This is a genomic window from Chthoniobacter sp. (assembly GCF_040003245.1).
Lineage (GTDB): Bacteria > Verrucomicrobiota > Verrucomicrobiia > Chthoniobacterales > Chthoniobacteraceae > Chthoniobacter.
Window position 1 is genome coordinate 1 of the sequence record NZ_JBDUCX010000294.1, and the last position, 7,799, is coordinate 7,799.

A 7,799-nucleotide genomic window follows, 5' to 3' on the forward strand; every position below is an offset into this window, starting at 1 on the left:
CGCCTAGGCTGTGCGCGCCTGTCGATGAGCCGCGCACAAGGCCCGCGCCGCCCCCGGCCATTCGGAGTAACGAAACTCAAACCCACTCGCCAGCAACCGTCCCGGCACGACCCGCCGGCTCTTCAGCACGAGTTCGGATTCGGTGCGCAGCAAGAGACACCCGATCTCCAGCATCCAGCGCGGCGTAGGCAATCCGAATGGCATCCCCGCCGCCTCCCTCAAGGCGCGCATGAACGCCGCATACGGCAGCGGCTGCGGCGCAGCCAGATTGACCGCCCCGTCGAATTCCTCGCGGTCGATCAACCAATGCACAGCACGAATGAAATCCTCCTCATGAATCCACGAAACGAATTGCCGTCCCTCGCCCACGGACCCACCGAGTCCGCAACGCGTCAGGCCGAGCAGCGTCGCGAACACCCCACCGGGATCGGCGCTCATCGTCATGGCCGAGCGCAGCTTCACCTTGCGCGTGCCGGGCGTGACCGCCTCGTCGAAAGTCCGCTCCCACGCGCGTGCCACCTCGATGCTGAAGCGCCACGTCTCCGGCGCATCCGGTTCCTCGCCGCCCAGCACCCCGGTGGCCTCGTCATTCGCGGCATCATAGCGGTGCGTATAGATCGTCGCCGTGCTCGCTTGCAACCACACCCGCGGCGGGCGCCGTACACACGCGATGGCCGCGCCGACCGCGTGCGTGGACTTCACGCGCGACTCCAGGATCTCGCGCCGCTGGCGCGCATGATACCGGCAGTTCACGCTGCGACCGGCGAGATTGATCACCACGTCTACCCCATCCATCTCCGCCACCCAGGCGCCGAGGTTCACTCCGTCCCACGGCAGGCTTCGCCAAGGCACACCCGTCGGCTGTCGGCTGAGGACGATGACCTCGTGCCCCTCGCCGTGCAGCGCGCGGGCCAGCATCGTGCCGACCTGTCCCGAACCGCCTGGAATCACGATCTTCATCTCAGTAGGTCCGGCAATGCCCACCCTCCTCGCAACGCGGCGTGATAGGAAACAGGTCCAGCTTGCGCCGCAGATCTTCGTGATTCCGCGCCTTCTTCAGCCAGTGCGAGATCTTGTAACGATTCGCCGACACCACTTCGCACAGCCGTCGCGCCAGCGAAAGCAGCGCCGGATGCGCCAGCCGCAGCGACCATTCGCGGTATTCCTGCAATGCCCACAGGCACATCACCCACGCCGCTCCGCCCTGCCAAACCGCGCCCGCATCGCTGATCACGACGATCTCTTGTTCCGGATGCAATCCCGCCAGGCCGGGGAAGCGACATTCCGCCTCGGGGCTCTGGAATGGAATGAAGGCGAGCGCGACGAATGCCGGTTGCCGCCCGAGCCACAGCCGGCAGCGGCGGCAGAACTCGCACTCGCCGTCGTAAAGAATGTAGAGCTTCTTCATCGTGCGCGCTCATTCCACCACCGGAGTGTAGGCCTGCGGCGGAACCGGCGGCGGCGCGCCGTGGAGTAACGCGCGTTTCCGCATTTTGGAGAAGACGTAGAGGTTGAAGAAGTGCATCCCGCCAAGGATGAGCAACACCGCGCCCACCTTGGTGCTGAGCGCTTCGAGGAGTCCCTCGAGGTTGGTTGCCTTGTCCCCGTACTTCAGCGCCAGCGAGACGTAACCGATATTCATGAGGTAGAAGCCGACGAGCAACAGATGATTGATCGAATCGGCAAGTGGCTCGTTGCCGTGAAAGGCATCCACGAGGAAAACCCGCCCGTTCTTGTGCAGCGTGCGGGCGACCCAGACGGTGAGGCCCACGCTGATGACTAGGTAGAGGAGGTAGGTGATGACGATGTAGTTCATGGTTTGGTTTCCTTTTGTTTCTGTTGTTTCAGTATTTTATGAAAGTTTGAGTCAAAAGAAAGCACGCGCTCATTTGAGAAACTTCAATGCCCAGGGGACGATCGTGCTCCGCTCCGAGCGGACGACCTTGCTCAGCACGCCGTCCGCCATCTCCATGAAATCGCACAGCGCCTTCGTCTGCGCGGTGAAGGCGCGCGCCTCGGCGGACTTCAGGCCGTCCGCCCGATCGATGCAGTCCTTGAGCACATTGATCGCCGGACGGATCTCCCGCCGCTTCCGCTCGCGGACGATGATGCAAAACATCTTCCAGACATCCTTCTCTGCCTCAAAATACTCTTTACGCTCCCCTTTTCGCACCACACTGCGCACCAGCCCCCAACCCACCAACTCGCGCAAATTCGTATGCGCATTCCCGCGACTGATCTTCAGTTCCTCCATCACCTCATCCGTCGTCAACGCATTCGGCGTAATCATGAGCAGCGCATGGATCTGGGCCATCGTCCGGTTGATCCCCCAGGCATTCCCAATCGCCCCCCACTGCGTCACAAACTCATCCCGGGCCGCATCCAGTTGCGCGGCTTCCACTGTGGCGTTCGTGGTCGGCTGCTTTTCCATTTCGTACTTTCAGTATTTAATGAAAATATGGTTTAGGCAACAGAATTCTCGCGTCCACTCAACAGGCGTATCTGGCCAGCCGTCGTGGGCCGGCAATTTCAGCAAGTTCGCCAAGCAGAGCCAGGACTTCAACCCGGCAAAGATTCTGCTACTCTTCACCCCGTGAAGGTTCCCCTCCCCCTGCTGGCCGTGTGTTGTTTCCTGACTAGCGCTGCCATTGCAGCCAAACCGCGCCCCACACCTCTCACCATAGACAGTATCCAGGTCATCCTGGAAACCATGACGATCCCCAAGCTCGAACTCCACGAGGCGACCCTGGCGCAAGTGGTGGCCGCTTTGCGCACCCAAATCCGGCGGCAAGACCCCCACAATATCGACATTCCCTTTTTCATAGAGACTCACACTTTTTTGGGACCCGTCGCGCCATCGGATTGGCATTACGCCAATTCCGCACTGAAACCCCCAGGACCAAACAACCCTGTCATTGAAAACTCCGAGGACGTGAGGATCACGATGCCCTTCACGGAATTGCCGCTGATCGAACTGTTGAAATACGTGACCGACCTGGCGCACACGCAGTATTGGATCTGGCCGGATGGCATTCACATCGTCGATCTCGGTGAACCCGAGCCGCTCTTCACACGCGACTTCCGCATCCCCCGTGAGTTCCGCCGCTACTACGAACCGGCAGATCGAGACGGGCATACCAAAGAATCCGGGATGATATTTGGAGACTTTCGCCAGTTCCTGGCCGATAAGGGCGTTTTCTTTCCCGAGGGAGCCAGGGTCGTCGTAAACGGCGATCACACACAACTCACCGCGCACACAACGAAGGAACAACTCGCGAGGATCGAGACCCTTCTGAATTCCGAACCGCCGGTCCTGCCGATCCGATGTCCACAGCCAGGCCCGGAGGTGCCCAAGGTTCTAGGCTTGGGCACCGCCCCCGAAGGGGCTGAACTGCAAAAGAAGCTGCAAAAGATCGTCCTGCCCGCGATCACGTTGGAAAACGTCAGCATGTACGAGGCCGCAGCCAGACTGACCGAACTCAGTGTGCGCTCCGACCAGCCACGGCCCCACGAGAGGCGCGGCGTCCAAATTCTCCTCGAAGATGAAAACCCGCCTAGCGAATCGCCACCGGACCTCCTGATCGTCGAAAAAGAGTCCCAAGCTTTTCCACCCGAGCAAAAGATTTCCTATTCCGCGAGCAAAGTATCTCTCGCCGACGCGCTCCACGCGGTCGCGAGCAGGGCCAAGGGTTACGTCACATTGCGGGACACGCGGGTTTATTTCACGAAAGCACCTCATCCCAATCTGGTGTCGCGAACATATCGGTCGCCGCCGCAGCTACAGCAGGCATTGTTAGAACATTCGCCTGCGCCGAAGGAATGGGAACAACTTCGTGAGCCCGACCAGCCCAGCGCAACGGCCTGGCTTTGGTCAGACGGAGTTACGTCCCCTCCGGAAAAGAGTACCGTCTATATCGTCCGCAGGGATGAATTGATCGTTCGCAATACTCCGGTATACCAGCAGAAGGTCGAGGCATTGATTCTGAAGGAGTGGCGGGAGTATTACGCGTCCGACGAATGGAGAAAACGGAAGCCGCGTTGAAGCGCACGCCGAGCCTCACGCCAGTGCCGCCTTCACCACTTTCCCGGCAACATCCGTGAGCCGGAAATCGCGCCCCTGGAAGCGATAGATCAGCCTTTCATGATCGAGCCCGAAGAGATGCAGGATCGTGGCGTGCAGGTCGTTCACATGCACCGGGTCTCGCACGATGCCCCAGCCCAAGTCGTCGGTCTGCCCGATGACCGTCCCGCCCTTCACCCCGCCCCCGGCCATCCAGAGCGTGAACGCAACCGGATGATGATCGCGGCCCGTCACTTTGGCGAAGCCGGGACGGTTCTCCCCGAGCGGCGTCCGGCCAAACTCGCTCAACCACACGACCATCGTGGAATCGAGCAAACCGCGCTGTTTCAAGTCCTGGATCAAGGCCGCGATCGGTTGATCGGCCATGCCGGCATTCCAGGTGAGTTCGCTATCGAGGTTGGAATGGTGATCCCACGAAGCGTGGAAAATATTCACGAAGCGGACACCCCGCTCCACGAGCCGCCGTGCGAGCAGACAGTTCTTGGCGAAGCTCTTGTATGAGCCCTTGCCGCCGCCGCGATCCGCCTTGATGTCGGGCTCCGTGCGATCGAGCCCATAGGCGCGCTGGATCCCTTCCGGCTCGCCGGAGATATCCATTAATTCCGGCGTGCTCGATTGCATCCGAAACGCCAACTCATACGAGGCAATGCGGCTCGCGATCTCCGGATCGCCCACGGCCTTTTGGCGCATGGCGTTCAAGTCCTTGATGGCGTCGATGCCGTAATGCTGCATTTGCGGCGTGACGCCCGGCGGGTTGCTCAGGTTCTGCACCGGGTCGCCCTGGCTGCGGAAGAGCACGCCGGCGTAGCTGGTCGGCAGGAAGCCACTCGCCCAGTTTTGCGCGCCCGCGCTGGTGCCGCGCCCGGCGGTGAGCACCACGTAACCGGGCAGATTATCGCTCTCGCTCCCGAGCCCGTAGGTGACCCACGCTCCCATGCTCGGCCGGCCCATCAGCGGCGAGCCGCAGTTCATCATGATCTGCCCGGGATGATGATTGAACTGCTCGGTGTGCATCGAGCGGATCATGCAAATGTCGTCCGCACACGAGGCCAGGTTGGGCAGCAGATCGCTGAACTCCATCCCGCTCTGCCCGTGCCGCGCGAAAGTCCGATGGCTGGCCAAAATCCGGGCCGTGTCCTTTTGCAGGAAGGCGAAGCGGACATTCTTCGTCATCGAGTCGGGCAGCTTCTGGCCGTCGAGATCGAGGAGCTTCGGCTTGGGATCGAAGAGATCCATCTGCGACGGGCCGCCTTCCATGTAGATGCAGATGCACGCCTTCGCCTTCGGCGGGAAATGCGCGGCCCGCACTGCCATCGGTCCGGTGCCCGCCTCGGCGCGCGGCGCGAGCAGGCCTTGCTGGCCGAGGATGGAAGCGAGCGCCAGACCGCCGATGCCGCTCGAACTGGTGGTCAGAAAATCGCGCCGGGTCATTTTCACCAATTCGTGGAGATCGAGATCGCGTTTCATGGTGTCGGTTTTCGTGCGCCTCAAGGGCGGGTGATCAATTCATCCAGGTTGAGCAAGACGCGGCTCACTGCCACCAGCGTCGCGGCGCCTACCGGATCGCCGTCGAACTTCCCGCCGATCAACTTGCGCGCAGCGTCGGGATCGTTGCGAAACGTCTGCCCCTGCCATTCATAAAATTGCTGCAAGCGCGCCATCTCCGCCGGCTCGGGCGGGCGGCCAATCACCAACTGGAACCCGTAACGAATCTGGTCCGGAACACCCCCGCTCTGCCCGGCGATCCTGCGCCCCAGCCCGCGCGCACACTCCACCGCGGTGCCATCATTGAGCAGCGTCAGCGCCTGCAACGGCGTGTTCGAACGCTCGCGACGCGTGCAAGCGACATTCGATTCCGGTGCGTCGAAAGTCACCAGCATCGGGAACGGCACGGTGCGCTGGAAATGAATGTAGAGGCCGCGGCGATATTGCTCGGCGGCGGGGCTCTCGGTCCACTTCAAGCCGCCCGCATACGACAGCGCCGCCAGGTCCGGCGGCAGCGGCGGCTTGATGCTCGGCCCGCCGATCTTCGAATTCAATAGTCCACTCACCGCGAGATTCACGTCGCGCACTGCCTCGGCTTCGAGCCGGAATCGCCCTTGCCGCGCGAGCAAAGAATTGAGCGGATCGCGCTGCGCCAGGTCGCTCCGCCAACTCGACGACTGCCGATACGTCTGCGACAGGACGATCTCCTTGATCAACCGTTTCTGGCTCCAGCCAGTCGAGCGAAAGTCATTCGCCAGCCAGTCCAGCAACTCCGGATGCGTCGCTTTATCTCCTCGCGTGCCGAAATCGTTTTCCGTGGCGACCAGCCCGCGCCCGAACAGATGCCGCCAGATGTGATTCACCCGCACCCGCGGCGTGAGCGGATTCTCCGCCGAGACCAGCCAGTGGGCGAGATCGAGCCGGTCTGGCTTCGCGCCCCGCGGCTGGAATGGCGGCAGGAACGCAGGCGTGCCCGGCTGCACCTCGTCGCCTTTCTGCAGGAAATCGCCCCGGATATGCACGTGCGTCGCGCGGGTGTCGGCCGCGATGACCGGCGCCATGGTTGCTTTCAGCACCGGCTTTTTGGCCTGCTGCACCAGCACCGCTTCGTTCAGCTTCCGGCCCTCCGCATCCGCCACTTCGGCATAATAGCGCGTGAGGGTTTTCCATTGCGCCTCGGTCCGATGATCCACCGACGTTTCGACAATTTGCCGGATCGCATCCGGCGTCACGTCCGGCGTGAAAGGCCCCGCGTCATTCGTCGCCGCGATGCGGAAATGCGACATCACTCCCACGGTAAAGAATTCCGCGTGCAACTCGAACCGCGCGCCTTCCGGCAGCACGAGGGGCTGCGCCAGTTCGAAAACGGCCGCGTGCGACGCCTTCGCTTGCTTGCTCACCGTCCAATGGGACGTGCGGTCATTGTCGACGATCTTCTCCGCGCTCCTGGCATCATCGCCGTAGTCGACGGTCGCCCGCACAAAATTCAGCCGCTGCGTCTCGCCACCCGGCAACTCGATCGTCGCGTAAAATTCCGACAGGCCGAAGCCGCCGTCCTTCCCGCTGCCCACGGCCTTGCCCGGATCGGCCAGCGCTTCCAATCGGAGACCCGTGGCGCCGCGCGGCGGCTCAACGACGATCCGATACCGGGTCCGCACGCCATCGCGGGCCCGCGGAATGACGGAGCCATCCTTTTGCGCCGTGAACTGCTCCTCGGCCCCTTCCATGATGGCCGCGAGGCGCGTCGGGGGCAGCACCGCCCAGCGCTCCGCCGGAAGATGCAGGTTCGTCTCCCAATCCGCCAGCCGCCCGCGGGTGATCTGCGACAGATACGCCTGGAGCGGCCGCTCGAGCTCGGTGAACTGCCTCTGCCACACTTCCATCGCCTTCTGCTGCTCCGCCAATTCCTCCGGCGTCGGCGTCGGGATATCCCGCTCGGAAGCGTTATTGAAGAAGCTGTAGAGCTGATAGAACTCGCGCTGGCTGATCGGATCGAACTTGTGCGAGTGGCACTCCGCGCACCCGACGCTCAACCCCAGCCAGACCGTCCCCGTCGTGCTCGTGCGGTCGACCGTCGCCTTGCAGCGAAACTCTTCCTTGTCCACGCCGCCCTCGCGATTCGTCAGCGTCTGCCGATGGAAACCGGTGGCCACTTTCTGCTGTTCCGTGGCATTGGGCAGCAGGTCGCCGGCGAGTTGCTCGATGGTGAATTCGTCGAACGGCAGATCGCGAT

The 7,799-nt window shown here is 62.4% G+C and carries 7 protein-coding genes; 1 reads left to right on the forward strand and 6 read right to left on the reverse strand.

Features of this window, described 5'->3' with window-relative positions; genetic code table 11:
• Positions 1-3: 3 nt before the first annotated feature.
• The 4 genes from ABJF10_RS27325 to ABJF10_RS27340 form a co-directional block, all read right to left on the reverse strand.
• The gene (locus ABJF10_RS27325; RefSeq protein WP_348547793.1) at positions 4-960 is read right to left on the reverse strand and encodes a TIGR01777 family oxidoreductase; all 957 of its coding nucleotides are present in this window, start codon (positions 958-960) and stop codon (positions 4-6) included.
• A 1-nt stretch (position 961) separates the two neighbouring features.
• Entirely contained in the window at positions 962-1,408 is a 447-nt protein-coding gene (locus tag ABJF10_RS27330; protein WP_348547794.1) for a DCC1-like thiol-disulfide oxidoreductase family protein, read from the reverse strand.
• A gap of 9 nt (positions 1,409-1,417) precedes the next feature.
• Positions 1,418-1,816, reverse strand: a complete 399-nt coding sequence (locus ABJF10_RS27335; protein ID WP_348547795.1) for a hypothetical protein — start codon at positions 1,814-1,816, stop codon at positions 1,418-1,420.
• Between the two features lie 69 nt (positions 1,817-1,885).
• Entirely contained in the window at positions 1,886-2,431 is a 546-nt protein-coding gene (locus ABJF10_RS27340; protein ID WP_348547796.1) for a MarR family transcriptional regulator, read from the reverse strand.
• 162 nt (positions 2,432-2,593) lie between these two features.
• Here ABJF10_RS27340 and ABJF10_RS27345 point away from each other — a divergent pair, with 162 nt between their 5' ends.
• Complete coding sequence (locus ABJF10_RS27345; protein WP_348547797.1) at positions 2,594-4,042, forward strand: hypothetical protein; 1,449 nt, start codon at positions 2,594-2,596, stop codon at positions 4,040-4,042.
• A 15-nt stretch (positions 4,043-4,057) separates the two neighbouring features.
• Here ABJF10_RS27345 and ABJF10_RS27350 read toward each other — a convergent pair whose 3' ends face one another.
• Together ABJF10_RS27350 and ABJF10_RS27355 are read right to left on the reverse strand one after the other, a co-directional pair.
• Entirely contained in the window at positions 4,058-5,548 is a 1,491-nt protein-coding gene (locus ABJF10_RS27350; RefSeq protein WP_348547798.1) for a DUF1501 domain-containing protein, read from the reverse strand.
• Positions 5,549-5,568: 20 nt separating this feature from the next.
• Positions 5,569-7,799 (reverse strand): DUF1549 and DUF1553 domain-containing protein (locus ABJF10_RS27355; protein WP_348547799.1); only part of this gene is annotated, 2,231 nt, incomplete at its 5' end.

What these genes read in the sequence shown, in the direction of transcription:
- ABJF10_RS27325 (WP_348547793.1), bottom strand. Translation starts at nt 960, where the DNA reads ATGAAGATCGTGATTCCAGGCGGTTCGGGACAGGTCGGCACGATGCTG.
- ABJF10_RS27340 (WP_348547796.1), bottom strand. Translation starts at nt 2,431, where the DNA reads ATGGAAAAGCAGCCGACCACGAACGCCACAGTGGAAGCCGCGCAACTG.
- ABJF10_RS27350 (WP_348547798.1), bottom strand. Translation starts at nt 5,548, where the DNA reads ATGAAACGCGATCTCGATCTCCACGAATTGGTGAAAATGACCCGGCGC.
- ABJF10_RS27330 (WP_348547794.1), bottom strand. Translation starts at nt 1,408, where the DNA reads ATGAAGAAGCTCTACATTCTTTACGACGGCGAGTGCGAGTTCTGCCGC.
- ABJF10_RS27335 (WP_348547795.1), bottom strand. Translation starts at nt 1,816, where the DNA reads ATGAACTACATCGTCATCACCTACCTCCTCTACCTAGTCATCAGCGTG.